The following is a 15,999-nucleotide window of genomic DNA, read 5'->3' on the forward strand; positions in this document are numbered from 1 at the left end:
CCTGACCCATGCCTGATCTGAACGCTCTGACTGCCCTGGCTCTGCCCGATGGCCGGTGCCTTATGGCGGATGAAACCACCGACCGCTTGAGCCTCGGCTGCGACGGGCAGCCGTTGCTCAGCTTGCGAGTGAACCGCGTGCCTGCGCTGCACGTGGCCATCGAGCAACGTTGCGAACACCCGGACAGCGAAGTCTTGTACCTGGCCTGTTATTGGTTGTTCGCCCGCGATTCAGCCTGTCAGCACTTGACCTGGCACCTTGATGAACTGCCCACCGAGGCACTGCTCAGCGGCTTGCTGGTCACCGGTGAAGTCAGTGGCCAATACCGTTGCGAGCGCGCGCTGTTCTGGCAGTTGCCCCGCCCCTGGTTGAGCCAGGCCAGTGTAAACAGCTACCCACAGCATCCAGTGATCAGCGGCGGCAAACGCCACCCCTTGCGGCCGCTCAAACCTCGGGGCGAGGTGTACCGACGGTTCGATGCGCGGTTGGGGGCATGGATATCCCTGCGCACGGTCGATATCGAACATGACCTGGCGCGCTTCAATCGCTGGCAGAACAGCGCGCGGGTTGCGAGTTTCTGGCAGGAGGAGGGCAGCCTCGATCAGCATCGGGAGTATCTGGCCAAGTTGCTGGCCGACCCGCACACGCTGACGCTGATCGGCTGTTTCGATGACCAGCCGTTTGCCTACTTCGAGGCCTACTGGGCCAAGGAGGACCGCCTCGCGCCGTTCTACCAGGCGGGCGATTACGACCGTGGAATCCATATGCTGGTAGGTGAAGAGCAGCACCGCGGCCCGCACAAAGTGGCGAGTTGGTTATCGGCGCTGACGCACTACCTGTTTCTCGATGACCCGCGCACCCAGCGAGTAGTCGCCGAGCCGCGCGCGGACAACGCGAAGATGATCGGGTACATGCAGGGGCAGCGGTTTCACTGCGAGAAGGAGTTCGACTTTCCGCACAAGCGGGCGGCGTTGATGGTGTTGGGGAGGGAGCGGTTTTTCGAACGGTGTGTGCTGGCTTGAGTTTCAGGGATCAAGGTCCTCATTGATCTTGAGTCAGCCTTAGCGAGCAAGCGGGCTCTCACAGGGGATATGCGCTTGGCATGGGTCCAGGGTGGAAGATCCCGTGTGGGAGTGAGCCTGCTCGTGATTGAGCGCACCGCAATTGCCAGATCTCAACGCCGTGCAAACGTATCCGCGCGACTTCCCGACACCTTGCGGCAATGCACCAGTGCATCGCGGATCATGAAGTTCACCAGGGTGGGCGACACGCCCAGTTCCTTGGCGATGTCTTTCTGCGGTACGCCATGCAGGCGGTACATCTCGAACGCATAACGGGTGCGGCTGGGCAGTTGCGTCAGGGCGTCAGCGATGTTTTCCAGGGTCGAGAAATTGATGTGCGAGGTTTCCGGCGACGCGCCCTGGATCACCACATTCAGGCCTTCCTCTTCCGGGCCGGAATACTTCTGTTCCAATGCATGCTTGCGATAGTGATCGATCGCCAGGTTGCGCACGATCTGGAACAGGTAGCTGAGTTGTGCCTTGAAGGAGGAGGTGATCTGCGGCGCCGACTGCAGGCGGAAGAACGCATCCTGTACCACGTCTTCAGCGCGTGACCGGCACCCGGTAATGCGTGCTGCAATCTTGACCAGTATCAGTCGATTGTCGACGAATGCCTGAAGTAGCGGTGAATCGCACCTGCTTGTGGATACTTGTTCCGTCATGGAAAACACCCTGCTGCAAATAGGTTAGTGGAGCGGCCTGAGACCCGGGCTGCCCTACACATCGAGCGACAAATTATGTTGAATGATAATGATTGTCAATTGAGAAAGAGAATTAATGCTTCCTGGCGGTGCGTTTTGTGAACTGCGACACGCTGACGCACGCCAGCCCCGTTGGCGATCGCTGCCGACGACTAATTCTTGCCTTACCCCATCCGTTCTCCTTGGTGAATGGCACCGCACGCATACAGCCCAAATTTTCGCAGGAACCCCCATGACCGACGCGTTCGAACTTCCAAGCAATCTGGTCCAAGCCCTCCAGCGCCGCGCGGCCCTGACGCCGGATCGGGTGGCCTTGAGGTTTCTTGCCGAATCCCGGGATGAAGCGCTGGTGCTCAGCTATCGCGAGCTTGATGAGCGGGCGCGGACCATCGCTGGGGCATTGCAGCAGGAAACGCAATGGGGTGATCGCGCGGTGCTGCTGTTTCCCAGCGGCCCGGATTATGTGGCGGCTTTTTTTGGCTGCCTGTATGCGGGCGTGATCGCGGTGCCGGCCTATCCGCCGGAATCAAGCCGGCGTCATCATCAGGAACGCCTGCTGTCGATCATCAGCGATGCCGAGCCACGCCTGCTGCTGACCAGCGCCGGCCTGCGCGACGCCCTGGGGCAAATCGAAGGAGCGCCGCCGCTGCTGTGCGTCGACACACTCGACCGCATGCTCGCCGGGCAATGGATTGAGCCCTCGGTGCAGGACGAGCATATCGCTTTCCTGCAGTACACCTCCGGCTCCACGGCGATGCCTAAAGGTGTGCAGGTCAGCCACGGCAATCTGGTGGCAAACGAGGCGCTGATCCGCCAAGGCTTTGGCATCGATCTGAACCCAGATGACGTGATCGTCAGCTGGCTGCCGCTGTACCACGACATGGGACTGATCGGTGGCCTGCTGCAGCCGATCTTCAGTGGCGTGCCCTGTGTATTGATGTCGCCGGCTTACTTCCTTGCGCGCCCGTTGCGTTGGCTCGAAGCGATCAGCGAGTACGGCGGTACCATCAGCGGCGGGCCGGATTTTGCTTACCGGCTGTGCAGCGAGCGGGTCAGCGAGTCGGCCCTGGCGCAGCTCGACCTCAGTGGCTGGCGGGTGGCGTATTCCGGCTCCGAACCGATTCGCCTCGACACCCTGGAACGCTTCGCCGGGAACTTCGCCACGTGCGGTTTTATACCGGATGCCTTCATGGCGTCCTACGGACTGGCGGAGGCCACATTGTTCGTTGCCGGCAGTCCGCGAGGCCAAGGCATTGGCAGCCTGCGAGTCGACGACCTGGCATTGGCCGCCAATCGTGCCGAGGCGGGTGCAGGCAACGCGATCATGAGTTGCGGCATCAGCCAGCCGGGCCATGGGCTGCGAGTGGTCGATCCGTTGGCACGGACCGAACTGGGCGACAATTGCGTGGGGGAAGTCTGGGCCACGGGGCCGAGCATCGCCCACGGCTATTGGCGCAATCCCCAGGCCAGTGCCGAGACGTTCGTCCAGCACCACGGCCGCACCTGGCTGCGAACCGGCGACCTGGGATTCCTGCGTGGCGGTGAACTGTTCATCACCGGTCGCCTGAAAGACCTGCTGATCGTGCGCGGCCACAACCTGTACCCGCAAGATATCGAGCAAACCATCGAGCGCGAAGTCGAGGTGGTGCGCAAGGGGCGCGTCGCAGCATTTGCCGTATCAGTGGACGGTGTCGAAGGCATCGGCATCGCCGCCGAAATCAGCCGCAGCGTGCAGAAAATCCTTGCGCCCGAGGCGCTGATCAAGGCCATCCGTCAAGCAGTAGCCGAAGCGTATCAGGAGGCCCCGGGTGTTGTGGTGTTGCTCAATCCGGGTGCGCTGCCGAAGACCTCCAGCGGCAAACTGCAACGCTCGGCCTGTCGCATTTGCCTGGCCGAGGGCAGCCTGGACAGCTATGCACAGTTCCCGTCAGCGACCCCGGCCAACGAGGCGACGGGCGAAGCAGAGTCTGAACTGCAAGGCCTGATCGGGAAAATCTGGGCCGAACAATTGCAGGTCGAGCAGCTCGGCGCCGACGATCACTTCTTCCTGCTGGGCGGCAACTCCATCGCCGTCACCCAAGTGATCGCCCAACTGCGCGAGGCGCTCGGCCTGGAGTTGAACCTGCGCCTGCTGTTCGAGGCGCCAACCCTGGGCGCTTTCACCGCAGCAGTCCTGCAGCAACAGCAGGAGGGTGGCCTGGCCCAAGGCACAATAGCTGCCCTGCCACGCCGCGAAGCGCTGCCACAGTCCCTGGCGCAGAACCGGTTGTGGATCACCTGGCAGCTTGACCCGCATAGCAGCGCTTACAACATTCCCGGTGCCCTGCGCCTGCGTGGCGAGCTGGATGAGAACGCATTGCGCATCAGTTTCCAGCAATTGATCGAGCGTCATGAGGCCTTGCGTACGCGCTTTTTCGAGCATGACGGGGTGGCGTTGCAGCAGGTGGATGCCGCCGCCGAATTCAATCTGCAAGTGATCGATATCAGTCACCTGCCGGTGACCGAGCGTGAAGCCTGTGCCTGGCAGATTCGTGAGGACGAAGCGCGGACCCAGTTCGATCTGGAGAAGGGCCCGTTGTGGTGGGTGACCCTGGTACGCCTCGATGAGCAAGACCATCAACTGCTGGTGACGATGCACCACATCATCGCTGACGGCTGGTCGCTGAACGTACTGATCGACGAGTTTTCGCGGATTTACGCCGCCGCGTCCCAGGGGCAGACCGCCGCGCTGGGTGCCCTGGAGACCCATTACGCCGACTACGCCAGCTGGCAGCGCCAATGGCTGGGGCAAGGGGAGGGTGAGCGGCAGCTGGCCTACTGGAAAGCGCACTTGGGCGATGAACATCCGACGTTGAACCTGGCGACCGACCATCCGCGCTCGGCGCAGCACCTGCGCCGCGCGGCACGCCATGGCGTGAAGCTCGATAGGGCCCTGAGCAATGCCATTCGCCAGACCGCCCTGGCGCATCAATCGACTTCGTACATGCTGCTGCTCGCGGCCTTCCAGAGCTTGTTGCATCGCTACAGCGGCCAGCGCGAGATCCGTATCGGGGTGCCCAACGCCAACCGTCCGCGCCTGGAAACCCAGGGCCTGATCGGCTTCTTCATCAACACCCAGGTCATGCGTGCCGAGGTGGATTCGCGGCAGCCTTTCGTCGAGCTGCTGGCGCAGACCCGCGACGCCGCGCTGGGTGCGCAAGCCCATCAGGACCTGCCGTTCGAGCAGCTGCTGCAAGCCTGTCCCCAGGCGCGCGAACAAGGGCTGTTCCAGGTCATGTTCAACCACCAGCAGCGCGACCTGAGTGCACTGCGGCGGCTGCCGGGTCTGTTGGCCGAAGAGCTGCCGTGGCACAGCCGCGAAGCCAAGTTCGACCTGCAATTGCACAGTGAAGAGGACCAGAAGGGGCGCCTGAGCCTGTCCTTCGACTACGCCAGCGAGCTGTTTGACGCCAGCACCCTCGAGCGCCTGGCCGAGCATTATTGCAACCTGCTTCGCGCGGTTTGCGAGCAGCCTGCTACCGCCATCGGCGACCTGCCCCTGCTGACCTCAAGCGAGCAGGCACAACTGGCGCAGTGGAGCGGTGCCCCCCGCGCGCCGGCCACTCAATGGCTGCCTGACCAGCTCAACGACCAGGCGCGCCTGACCCCCGAACGTACGGCGCTGATCTGGGAAAGCGGCAGCCTCGATTTTGCCCAGCTGCACACCCAGGCCAACCGCCTGGCCCATTATCTGCGCGATAAAGGCGTCGGTCCTGACGTGCGCGTAGCGATTGCCGCCGAGCGTTCGCCGCAGTTGCTGATCGGCCTGTTGGCGATCATCAAGGCCGGTGGTGCCTACGTGCCGCTGGACCCCGATTACCCTGCCGAGCGCCTGGCCTACATGCTCGCCGACAGCGCGGTCGGGTTGCTGCTGACCCAGACCGGAATGCTCGACCGCTTGCCGGCCACCGAAGGCGTCAGCGTCATCGCGATGGACACCCTGCACCTGGAAAGCTGGCCGAGCCACGCACCGGGCCTGCACCTGCAAGGCGACAACCTGGCGTATGTGATCTACACCTCGGGCTCCACCGGCCAGCCCAAGGGCGTGGGCAATACTCATGCGGCCCTGGCCGAACGGCTGCAGTGGATGCAGGACACTTACCGCCTGGACCAGACTGACGTGCTGATGCAAAAGGCCCCGATCAGTTTCGACGTATCGGTGTGGGAATGCTTCTGGCCGCTGGTGACCGGTGCGCGCTTGCTGATTGCCGGGCCTGGCGAGCACCGCGATCCCCACCGTATCGCGAGGCTGGTGCAACAGTTCGGCGTCACCACCTTGCACTTTGTGCCGCCGTTGCTTTCGTTGTTCATTGACGAGCCGCTGAGCGCCGAGTGCACCAGCCTGCGTCAAGTGTTCAGCGGCGGTGAAGCCCTGGCCCCCGAGCTGCGCGACCGCGTCCTGGCGCAGTTGCCCGCCGTGCAGTTACACAATCGGTATGGTCCGACCGAAACCGCGATCAACGTCACCCACTGGCATTGCACCCGCGCCGACGGCGAGCGCTCGCCAATCGGCCGCCCGCTGGGGAACGTGCTGTGCCGGATACTGGACAGCGAATTGAATGCGCTCCCGGCCGGCGTGCCGGGCGAGCTGTGCATCAGCGGTCTCGGCCTGGCGCGGGGTTACCTGGGACGTGCGGCGCTGACCGCCGAACGATTTGTCGTCGACCCTCTGGGCGAGCCAGGGGCGCGCCTGTACCGAACCGGAGACCGCGCGCGGTGGACCGCAGACGGGGTGATTGAATACCTCGGGCGGCTCGATCAGCAGGTCAAATTACGTGGGTTCCGCGTAGAACCGCAGGAGATCGAGGCGCGCCTGCTGGCTCAGGACGGCGTCGCCCAGGCTGCGGTGCTGGTGCGCGACACGGTCGCTGGTGCACAGCTGATCGGTTACTACACCGCTACGCCTGACGCTGAGCCACATGACGGGCATAACACCCGGCTGCTCGCTGCCCTGGTGGCCGAGCTGCCCGAGTACATGGTGCCGGCGCAACTGATGCGCCTGGAGGCGATGCCCCTGAGTCCCAGCGGCAAGCTCGACCGCCGGGCCTTGCCGGAGCCGCTGTGGCAGGTGTGCGAGCATGTCGAGCCGGTGACGGCGCTGCAACAGCAGCTCGCCGGCATCTGGCGCCAGGTATTGGGCCATGGGCAGATCGGCCTGCGCGATGACTTCTTCGCCCTTGGCGGCCACTCTTTGCTGGCCACGCAAATCATCTCCAGGACCCGCCAGGCGTGTGACGTCGAACTGCCGCTGCGGGCCCTGTTCGAGAACAGTGAACTCGGTGCGTTCGCCGAACAGGTACGTTTGCTCCAAATCAGCGGCAACATCAATCGGCAGCCGCCCATCGAGCAGGTTGACCGCAGCCAGCCGGTGCCGCTGTCATATTCCCAGCAGCGCATGTGGTTTCTCTGGCAGATGGAGCCCGACAGCCCTGCCTACAACGTCGGTGGCATGGCGCGACTGCGCGGCGAGCTGGATGTCGAGCGCTTCGACGCTGCGCTGCAAGCGCTGATCCTGCGCCACGAAACCCTGCGCACCACCTTCCCGAGTGTCGACGGTGTGGCTCGACAGCAGGTTCACCCGCACAGCAGCGTGCTCCTGGAATTGCAGGATTTCAGCGCGCTGGCAGACGCTGACCGCGAGCGCCAGGTCCAGCTTCTGGCTGACGCCGAGGCCCATAAACCCTTCGATCTGGAAACAGGTCCACTGCTGCGCGCCTGCCTGGTCAGGACCGCCTTGCAGGAGTACTACCTGGTGCTGACCTTGCACCACATCGTCACCGAAGGCTGGGCCATGGACATCTTTGCCCGGGAGCTCAGCGCACTGTACGAAGCGCTGGTTGATGGCCGCGAATCTCCCCTGGTGCCGCTGCCGGTGCAATACCTCGACTACAGCGGTTGGCAGCGCCAGTGGCTGGAGTCCGGCGAGCGCCAGCGTCAACTCGATTACTGGACCGCGCAGCTGGGCCGGGAACATCCGTTGCTGGAGCTGCCCGCCGACCGAGCGCGGCCACCGGTGCAAAGCCACCGGGGCGAGCTGTACCGTTTTGACCTGCCCGACGAGTTGGCCGCGCGGGTGCGAACCTTCAATGCGCAACATGGCCTGACCCTGTTCATGACCATGACCGCTGCACTGGCCGTATTGCTCTATCGCTACAGCGGCCAGACCGACCTGCGCATCGGCGCGCCGGTGGCCAACCGCATCCGTCCGGAAAGCGAGGGGCTGATCGGGGCGTTCCTTAATACCCAGGTACTGCGATGCCAGCTCAATGGGCAGATGTCCGTCGGCGAGTTGTTCGATCAGGTGCGCCACACCGTCATCGAAGGCCAGTCCCATCAGGATCTGCCGTTCGATCATCTGGTGGAAGCCTTGCAGCCGCCGCGCAGCGCCGCCTATAACCCGCTGTTCCAGGTGATGTGCAATGTGCAGCGCTGGGAATTCCAGCAAAAACGCACCCTGGCGGGGATGACCGTCGAGTACCTGGCCAACGATGCTCGTGCAACCAAGTTCGACCTCAACCTGGAAGTCACCGACCTTGACCATCGCCTGGGTTGCTGCCTGACCTACAGCACCGATCTGTTCGATGAGCCGCGTATTGCGCGCATGGCCGGGCATTGGCGCAACCTGCTGGAGGCGTTGCTGGCCGATCCGCAACAGCGCCTGAGCGAGTTGCCGCTGTTGGCCGCCGACGAGCAGAAAAACCTGCTCGGCAGCCTCGGCGTGGAGCCGGGCGAGCATCGTCTGGACCAGTGCGTGCATCACCTGTTCAGTGAACAGGCGCTGCTGCGCAACGATGCACCGGCGTTGACCTTCGCCGGGCAAACCCTGAGCTATGCCGAACTCGACGCCCGGGCCAATCGCCTGGCCTGGATGCTGCGTGAGCGTGGAGTCGGGCCGCAGGTGCGGGTTGGCCTGGCGCTGGAGCGCTCGCTGGAGATGGTGGTCGGTCTGCTGGCGATACTCAAAGCCGGCGGCGCGTACGTGCCGCTGGACCCGGAATACCCGCTGGACCGATTGCACTACATGATCAAGGACAGTGGCATCGGCTTGCTCCTCAGCAATTCGGCCATGTTCACGGCCCTGGGCGAGTTGCCGACTGGCGTTTCGCGCTGGTGCCTTGAAGATGACAGCGCCGCCCTGGCCGATTACCCGGCGGCCGAGTTGCCTCGCAGCAGTTTGCCCCAGCATCAGGCCTACCTGATCTACACCTCGGGTTCCACCGGAAAACCCAAGGGCGTGGTAGTGTCCCACGGCGAAATCGCCATGCATTGCCGCGCGGTGATCGAGCGCTTCGGCATGCGCGCCGATGATTGCGAACTGCACTTCTATTCGATCAATTTCGACGCCGCCACCGAGCGATTGCTGGTGCCTTTGTTGAGCGGCGCCCAGGTCGTCTTGCGGGCGCAAGGTCAGTGGGATGCGCAGGAGATCTGCGAGCTGATCCGTCGGCACCACATCAATATCCTTGGCTTCACGCCAAGCTATGGCAGCCAGTTGGCGCAGTGGCTGGCCACCCGCAATGAAACCCTGCCAGTGCGTATGTGCATCACCGGCGGCGAAGCCTTGACCGGCGAACATCTGCAACGAATTCGCGCGGCGTTCAAGCCGAGCCTGTTCTTCAATGCTTACGGCCCGACTGAAACCGTGGTCATGCCACTGGCCAGCCTGGCCCCGGAACAGCTGGAAGAGGGCATGGCCAGCGTACCGATCGGCAGCGTGATCGGCGCCCGGGTTGGGTACATCCTCGACGCCGACCTGGCGTTGGTGCCCCAGGGCGCGACGGGCGAGTTGTTCATCGGCGGTGCCGGCCTGGCCCAGGGTTACCACCAGCGTCCGGGCATGACCGCCGAACGCTTTGTGGCCGACCCCTTTGCCGCCGATGGCACACGCCTGTACCGCACTGGAGATCGGGTGCGCCAGCGCGGCGATGGGCTGGTGGAGTACCTCGGCCGCATCGATCATCAGGTGAAGATTCGCGGTTTCCGTATCGAGCTTGGCGAGATCGAAAATCGCCTGCTGGAGCATGAGTCGGTGCGTGAAGCGGTGGTGCTGGCGCTTGATGCGTCAAGTGGCAAGCAGCTGGTGGGCTACCTGCTGACGGCGGTCGCCGAGCAGGATGACGCGCAACAGAGCAGCCTGCGCGAATCCCTCAAGGCTCACCTCAATGCCCAGCTTCCGGACTATATGGTGCCCATGCACCTGATCCTGTTGGCACACTGGCCGCTGACGGCCAACGGCAAGCTCGATCGTCGTGCGCTTCCGGCACCGGACCCGGCGCTCAATCGTCAGCATTACGTGGCACCCGGCAGCGAGCTTGAACTGACCCTGGCCAGCCTCTGGTGCGAGGTGTTGAACGTCACGCAAGTGGGTCTCAACGACAACTTTTTCGAACTGGGTGGCGACTCGATCCTGTCTATCCAGGTGGTCAGCCGCGCCCGTCAGCAGGGCATTCATTTCAGCCCACGGGACCTGTTCCAGCACCAGAGCGTGCAGGCGCTCGCCGCCATCGCCACGCGTACGGAACAGGTGGTGGCCGAACAAGGCCTGCTCACCGGTGAATCGCCAATGACGCCGATCCAGCACTGGTTTTTCGACTGTCAAATTCCTGAGCCTCAACACTGGAACCAGGCCTTGTTGCTGGAGCCGACCATGCTGCTCGAACCCCATTGCCTGGAGCAGGCACTGCTGGCGGTGATCGAGCAACACGATGCATTACGGCTGCGCTTCACCGCAGTGGCTGGCGCCTGGCGCGCCGAACATCGGATCGATAGCGACACCCCCGTGCTGTGGCAGGTGCGGGTCAAATCCATGGAACAGTGCACCGCGCTGTTCGCCGACGCCCAGAGAAGTCTGGACCTCAAGCAGGGGCCGTTGTTGCGGGCGCTGCTGGTGGATGGTCCGCAGGGTCAGCAACGCCTGTTCATCGCCATTCACCACCTGGTGGTGGATGGCGTGTCCTGGCGAGTACTGTTGGACGATGTGCAGACGGTTTATCGTCGATTGCTCGCGGGAAAATCCGTCGAGTTACCGGCGAAAAGCGGCGCCTTGCGCGACTGGGCGGCTCGCCTGCAGGCCTACGCAGGCAGTGATTCGCTGCGTGAGGAATTGGGTTGGTGGCAGGCACAATTGGCCGGGCCGGATGTTGCGCTGCCGTGCGCCCGCCCTGAGGGTGGACGCCAGCATCGCCACGCCGAGACCATCAGCGTACGCCTCGACGGCGAGCGCACCCGCCAGTTGCTGCAACAGGCGCCGAGTGCCTATCGCACGCAGGTTAACGACCTGCTGCTGAGTGCCTTGTCCCGGGTTCTGTGCCGCTGGAGCGGGCACGAGTCGGCGCTGATTCAACTTGAAGGCCACGGCCGCGAGAACCTGTTTGACGACATCGACCTGACCCGCACGGTTGGCTGGTTCACCAGCGCATTCGTACTGCGCCTGACGCCAGGACTTGAGCATGAGCACACGATCAAGGCAATCAAGGAGCAACTGCGCGCCGTACCGCACAAGGGCCTTGGGTATGGGGTACTGCGTTACCTGGCCGACGACGTCTGCCGCCACGCCATGTCGGCCTTGCCGGCGGCGCAGATCACCTTTAATTATCTGGGCCAGTTCGACCAGAGTTTTGCTGACGACGCCTTGTTCCGTCCGCTGGACGAACCGGTCGGCGCGGCACACGATCCGGAGGCGCCGCTGCCCAACGAGCTGAGCGTCGACAGCCAGGTCTATGGCGGTGAGCTGGTGATGCGCTGGACCTTCAGTACAGAGCGTCACGACCCGCAGGCCATCGCCGAGCTGGCGCACGCCTACCTCGAAGAATTGCAGAGTCTGATCGAGCATTGCCTGGGCGATGGCGCGGGAGGCCTGACGCCGTCGGACTTCCCGCTGGCGAAACTCACCCAGCCCCAGCTCGATGCGCTGCCAGTACCTGCCGCGCTCATTGAAGATGTCTTTGCGCTGACGCCGATGCAGGAAGGCATGCTGCTGCACACCTTGTTGGAACCGGGCACCGGCCTGTACTACATGCAAGACCGTTACCGCATCAACAGTGAACTGGACCCGCAGCGTTTTGCCGATGCCTGGCATGCGGTGATCGCCCGGCACGAGGCCCTGCGGGCATCGTTCTGCTGGAACGTTGGCGAGGACATGCTGCAGGTTATCCACAAGCCGGGCAGCACGCCGATCGAGTACCTCGATTGGTCGGCTGTTGCCCAGGCCGAGCAGGAACCCAGGTTGCAGGCGCTGCTCAAAAGCGAACGTGAAACCGGCTTCGACCTGCTCCACCAGGCCCCGTTTCACCTGCGCCTGATCCGTGTCGGCGCGGCGCGCTACTGGTTCATGATGAGCAACCACCACATTCTTATCGATGCCTGGTGCCGTTCGCTATTGATGAACGATTTCTTTGAGATCTACACCGCCTTGGGCGAGGGGCGCGAAGCGCAATTAACGCTACCGCCGCGTTATCGTGATTACATCGCCTGGCTGCAGCGGCAGAACCTTGCCGAAGCCCGGCAGTGGTGGAAAGACAATCTGCAGGGTTTTGAACGGACAACGCCGATTCCAAGCGATCGGCCCTTGCTGCGCGAGCATGCCGGCGACAGCGGCGGCATGGTCGTCGGCGACTGCTACACCCGCTTGGAGGCCCGGGACGGCGCGCAACTTCGTGAACTGGCCCAGGCCCATCAGTTGACCGTCAATACCTTCGCCCAGGCGGCCTGGGCCTTGGTCCTGCGGCGCCTCAGTGGTGATCGCGATGTGTTGTTTGGTGTCACGGTGGCCGGGCGTCCGGTGCAGATGCCGGCAATGCAACGCACGGTGGGGCTGTTCATCAACAGCATCGCGCTGCGGGTGAAGATGCCCGGGGACGATCAGCGATGCAGCGTTCGCCAATGGCTTGGCGAGTTGCTCGACAGCAATATGCAGCTGCGTGAATACGAGTACCTGCCGCTGGTGAACATCCAGGAACACAGTGAGCTGCCCAAGGGCCAGCCGCTGTTCGACAGCCTGTTCGTGTTCGAGAATGCGCCGGTCGAGGTCTCGGTTCTGGACCGCGCGCAGAGCCTGAATGCCACCTCGGATTCGGGTCGTACTCACACCAATTTCCCCCTGACGGCGGTGTGTTATCCGGGGGACGACCTGGGCTTGCATCTGTCGTACGACCAGCGATTCTTCGATGAAACCACGGTCGAGCGCATGCTCGCCGAGTTCAAGCGCCTGTTGCTGGCACTGGTACAGGGTTTCCATGGTGACATGGCGGATCTACCGCTGCTGGGCACCGAGGAACGGGATTTCCTGCTCTACGGTTGCAACCAGAGCGCCCATGAGTATCCGCTGGAGCAGAGCTACGTGGCGCTGTTCGAAGCGCAGGTGGCCCGGCATCCGCAGCGAGTGGCGGCCAGCTGTCTCGATCAGCGGCACACGTATGCCGAACTGAACGTGTGCAGCAACCGGCTCGGTCATGCACTGCTGGCGGCCGGGGTGGGGCTGGATCAACCGGTGGCCCTGCTGGCCGAACGCGACTTTGCGTTGCTGGGCATGATCATCGGCAGCTTCAAGGCGGGTGCGGGGTATCTGCCGCTGGATCCGGGCCTGCCGAGCCAACGCTTGAGCCGTATCCTCGATCGCAGCCGCACGCCGTTGCTGGTGTGCACCCAGGCTTGCCGGGAGCAGGCCGTTTCGCTGCTGGATTCATTCAGCTGTGCGCATCGGCCCAAGCTGCTGGTCTGGGAAGAGGTGCAGGCGAGCGCTGCATCGGTCGCCAATCCCGGGATCTACAGTGGACCGGATAACCTCGCTTACGTGATTTACACCTCCGGTTCCACAGGTCTGCCCAAGGGCGTGATGGTCGAACAGCGCGGCATGCTCAACAATCAGTTGAGCAAGGTGCCGTACCTGAACCTGGGCGAGGCCGATGTGATCGCGCAGACCGCTTCGCAAAGCTTCGATATATCCGTCTGGCAGTTCCTCGCGGCACCGCTGTTCGGTGCACGTGTGGACATCGTGCCGAACGCCATCGCCCATGATCCGCAGGGATTGCTGGCACACGTGGTCGCCCAAGGCGTCACCGTGCTGGAAAGCGTGCCGTCGCTGATCCAGGGCATGCTCGTTCAAGCACACATGAGCCTCGATGGCCTGCGCTGGATGCTGCCGACCGGTGAAGCCATGCCACCTGAACTGGCCCACCTATGGCTGCTGCGTTACCCGCAAGTCGGCCTGGTGAACGCGTATGGCCCGGCGGAATGTTCGGATGACGTGGCGTTTTATCGAGTCGACCTGGCCTCGACCCGCAGCAGTTATCTGCCGATCGGCATGCCAACCGACAACAATCGCCTGTACCTGCTCGATGGCGCGCTGGAACTGGTGCCCTTGGGTGCCGTAGGTGAATTGTGTGTCGCCGGCACAGGGGTTGGCCGCGGGTATGTGAGCGATCCGTTGCGCACTGCCCAGGCATTTGTGCCCAACCCGTTTGGCGCGCCGGGGGATCGTCTGTACCGCACCGGCGACCTGGCCCGCCGCCGCAGCGATGGGGTGCTGGAGTACGTCGGGCGAATCGATCATCAGGTGAAAATTCGCGGCTATCGCATTGAGTTGGGTGAGATCGAGGCGCGCCTGCACGAACAACCAGAAGTGCGGGACGCTGCGGTGGGCGTGCAGGAGGGCGCCAATGGCAAGCACCTGGTGGGTTATCTGGTAGCGGCGGATTCGGTGCTCAATCCCGGCGAACGCCTGGAGCGCATAAAGCAGCGTCTGCGCACCGAGCTACCGGAGTACATGGTGCCGCTGCACTGGCTGTGGCTGGAGCACATGCCGCTCAATGCCAACGGCAAACTGGATCGCAAAGCGTTGCCAGCACTGGAGATAGGTCAGTTGCAGAGCCAGGACTACCAGGCGCCGCGCACTGAGCTTGAGCTGAAGCTGGCGGACATCTGGGCGCAGGTGTTGAAAGTCGACAGGGTGGGTGTGCGCGATAATTTCTTCGAGTTGGGCGGGCATTCGCTGCTGGCCACGCAGATTGCTTCGCGGGTGCAGACAGCGCTGCAGCGCGAGGTGCCGCTGCGGGCGATGTTCGAGTGCAGCACGGTTGAGGACTTGGCCGAATACATCGATGGGCTGGCGGCGAGCGATATCACCGAAGAGAAGGTGGATCGGTTGACCGATCTGATGGCGGAGCTTGAGGGGATGTGACTGCTTGGAATACTTGGGATTGCGGGAGCAAAGCTACCTGTTACGGCGACGGAGCCAACCTGGAAACCGGTTATCACTGGGCGAGGGACTGTCAGTGGATGGCCAAAAGTTGCCTGAGGCCAGATGCAGCGCAGACGATCGTTGCGCAATCATCCCATGAGTGCTTAGCGGAACACTGCGCTGGGCGCCGGGTTGATCAACGCCGTCAACACATGATCCTGCCAGCGTCCAGCGATACTCAGGTAGGCCTTGGCGTAGCCCTCGCGTTCAAATCCCAGACGTTCCAGCAGCCGCGCACTGCGTTCATTGCCAGGGATGTAATTAGCCATGATCCGGTGCAGTTGCTGTTCTTCGAACATGTAGCGGATGCCCGCTTCCAGTGCTTCCTGCATCAAACCCTGGCCTTGGTGGGCTTCGTCGATGTGGTAGCCGAGATAACACGCCTGGAACGCGCCGCGAGTGATGCCGCTGAAGTTGCACGCGCCGATCATCTGGCCGTCGTCCGTATCCAGCAGTGCAAAATGCACCGCCAGGCCGGCGGCGAAAGCGCTGGCTTGCACCTCAAGGCGTGGTCGGATGCGTTCGGCGCTGTAGTAGTCAGTGGGGCGAATCGGTGACCAGCGGGCCAGATGCCTCTGGTTGCGCCGGTAGAAGTCGCTTTCCAGCGCCGCCTGTTCAGGATCGAGTACCGCCAGCGTCAGGCGTTTACAGGGCAGGGACAACAGCGGCATAAAGCGCTCCGGTTGGCATGGATCGTCACGCAAGCATTACGTGACCAGCGGAAAAACTCAAATCACCAGCGGCAATGTCACGATAAAGGGCTGCCCTGGCCATCGCCGTTGAAGCCGTTGGCATGCACGTCTTGTGCAAACGGCTCGAAGATAAACGGCAGGGCCTGGGCGCAGATGCCGATGCTGTCATCGTAAGTACTCATCTCCAGCACATCGGCCGTGGCCCCGATCGATGGAGTGACATGACACCCCCGGCAGTGTGTATTTGGCCGCATTACCCAGTAGGAGAT

5 protein-coding genes are annotated in these 15,999 nt (G+C 63.1%); 2 read left to right on the plus strand and 3 right to left on the minus strand.

The window, feature by feature from the left end:
* Nucleotides 1-8 precede the first annotated feature (8 nt).
* On the plus strand, nucleotides 9-1,022 hold the full coding sequence (locus UB23_RS04460; RefSeq protein WP_045058119.1) for a GNAT family N-acetyltransferase: 1,014 nt from the start codon (nucleotides 9-11) through the stop codon (nucleotides 1,020-1,022).
* Nucleotides 1,023-1,174: 152 nt separating this feature from the next.
* Here UB23_RS04460 and UB23_RS04465 read toward each other — a convergent pair whose 3' ends face one another.
* Nucleotides 1,175-1,723: an RNA polymerase factor sigma-70 gene (locus UB23_RS04465; RefSeq protein WP_045058120.1), complete on the minus strand. Its 549-nt coding sequence runs from the start codon at nucleotides 1,721-1,723 to the stop codon at nucleotides 1,175-1,177.
* A 271-nt stretch (nucleotides 1,724-1,994) separates the two neighbouring features.
* Between UB23_RS04465 and UB23_RS04470 the strand changes: the two genes are divergently transcribed.
* The gene (locus UB23_RS04470; protein WP_045058121.1) at nucleotides 1,995-14,978 is read left to right on the plus strand and encodes a non-ribosomal peptide synthetase; all 12,984 of its coding nucleotides are present in this window, start codon (nucleotides 1,995-1,997) and stop codon (nucleotides 14,976-14,978) included.
* A gap of 164 nt (nucleotides 14,979-15,142) precedes the next feature.
* Here the strand turns inward: UB23_RS04470 and rimJ are convergent, their stop codons facing one another.
* Together rimJ and UB23_RS30485 are read right to left on the minus strand one after the other, a co-directional pair.
* Nucleotides 15,143-15,709, minus strand: a complete 567-nt coding sequence (gene rimJ / locus UB23_RS04475) for a ribosomal protein S5-alanine N-acetyltransferase (RefSeq protein ID WP_045058122.1) — start codon at nucleotides 15,707-15,709, stop codon at nucleotides 15,143-15,145.
* Between the two features lie 77 nt (nucleotides 15,710-15,786).
* Complete coding sequence (locus UB23_RS30485; RefSeq protein WP_269082872.1) at nucleotides 15,787-15,912, minus strand: hypothetical protein; 126 nt, start codon at nucleotides 15,910-15,912, stop codon at nucleotides 15,787-15,789.
* Nucleotides 15,913-15,999: the final 87 nt, after the last annotated feature.

It is taken from the genome of Pseudomonas sp. ES3-33 (assembly GCF_000952175.1).
GTDB classification, from domain to species: domain Bacteria; phylum Pseudomonadota; class Gammaproteobacteria; order Pseudomonadales; family Pseudomonadaceae; genus Aquipseudomonas; species Aquipseudomonas gregormendelii.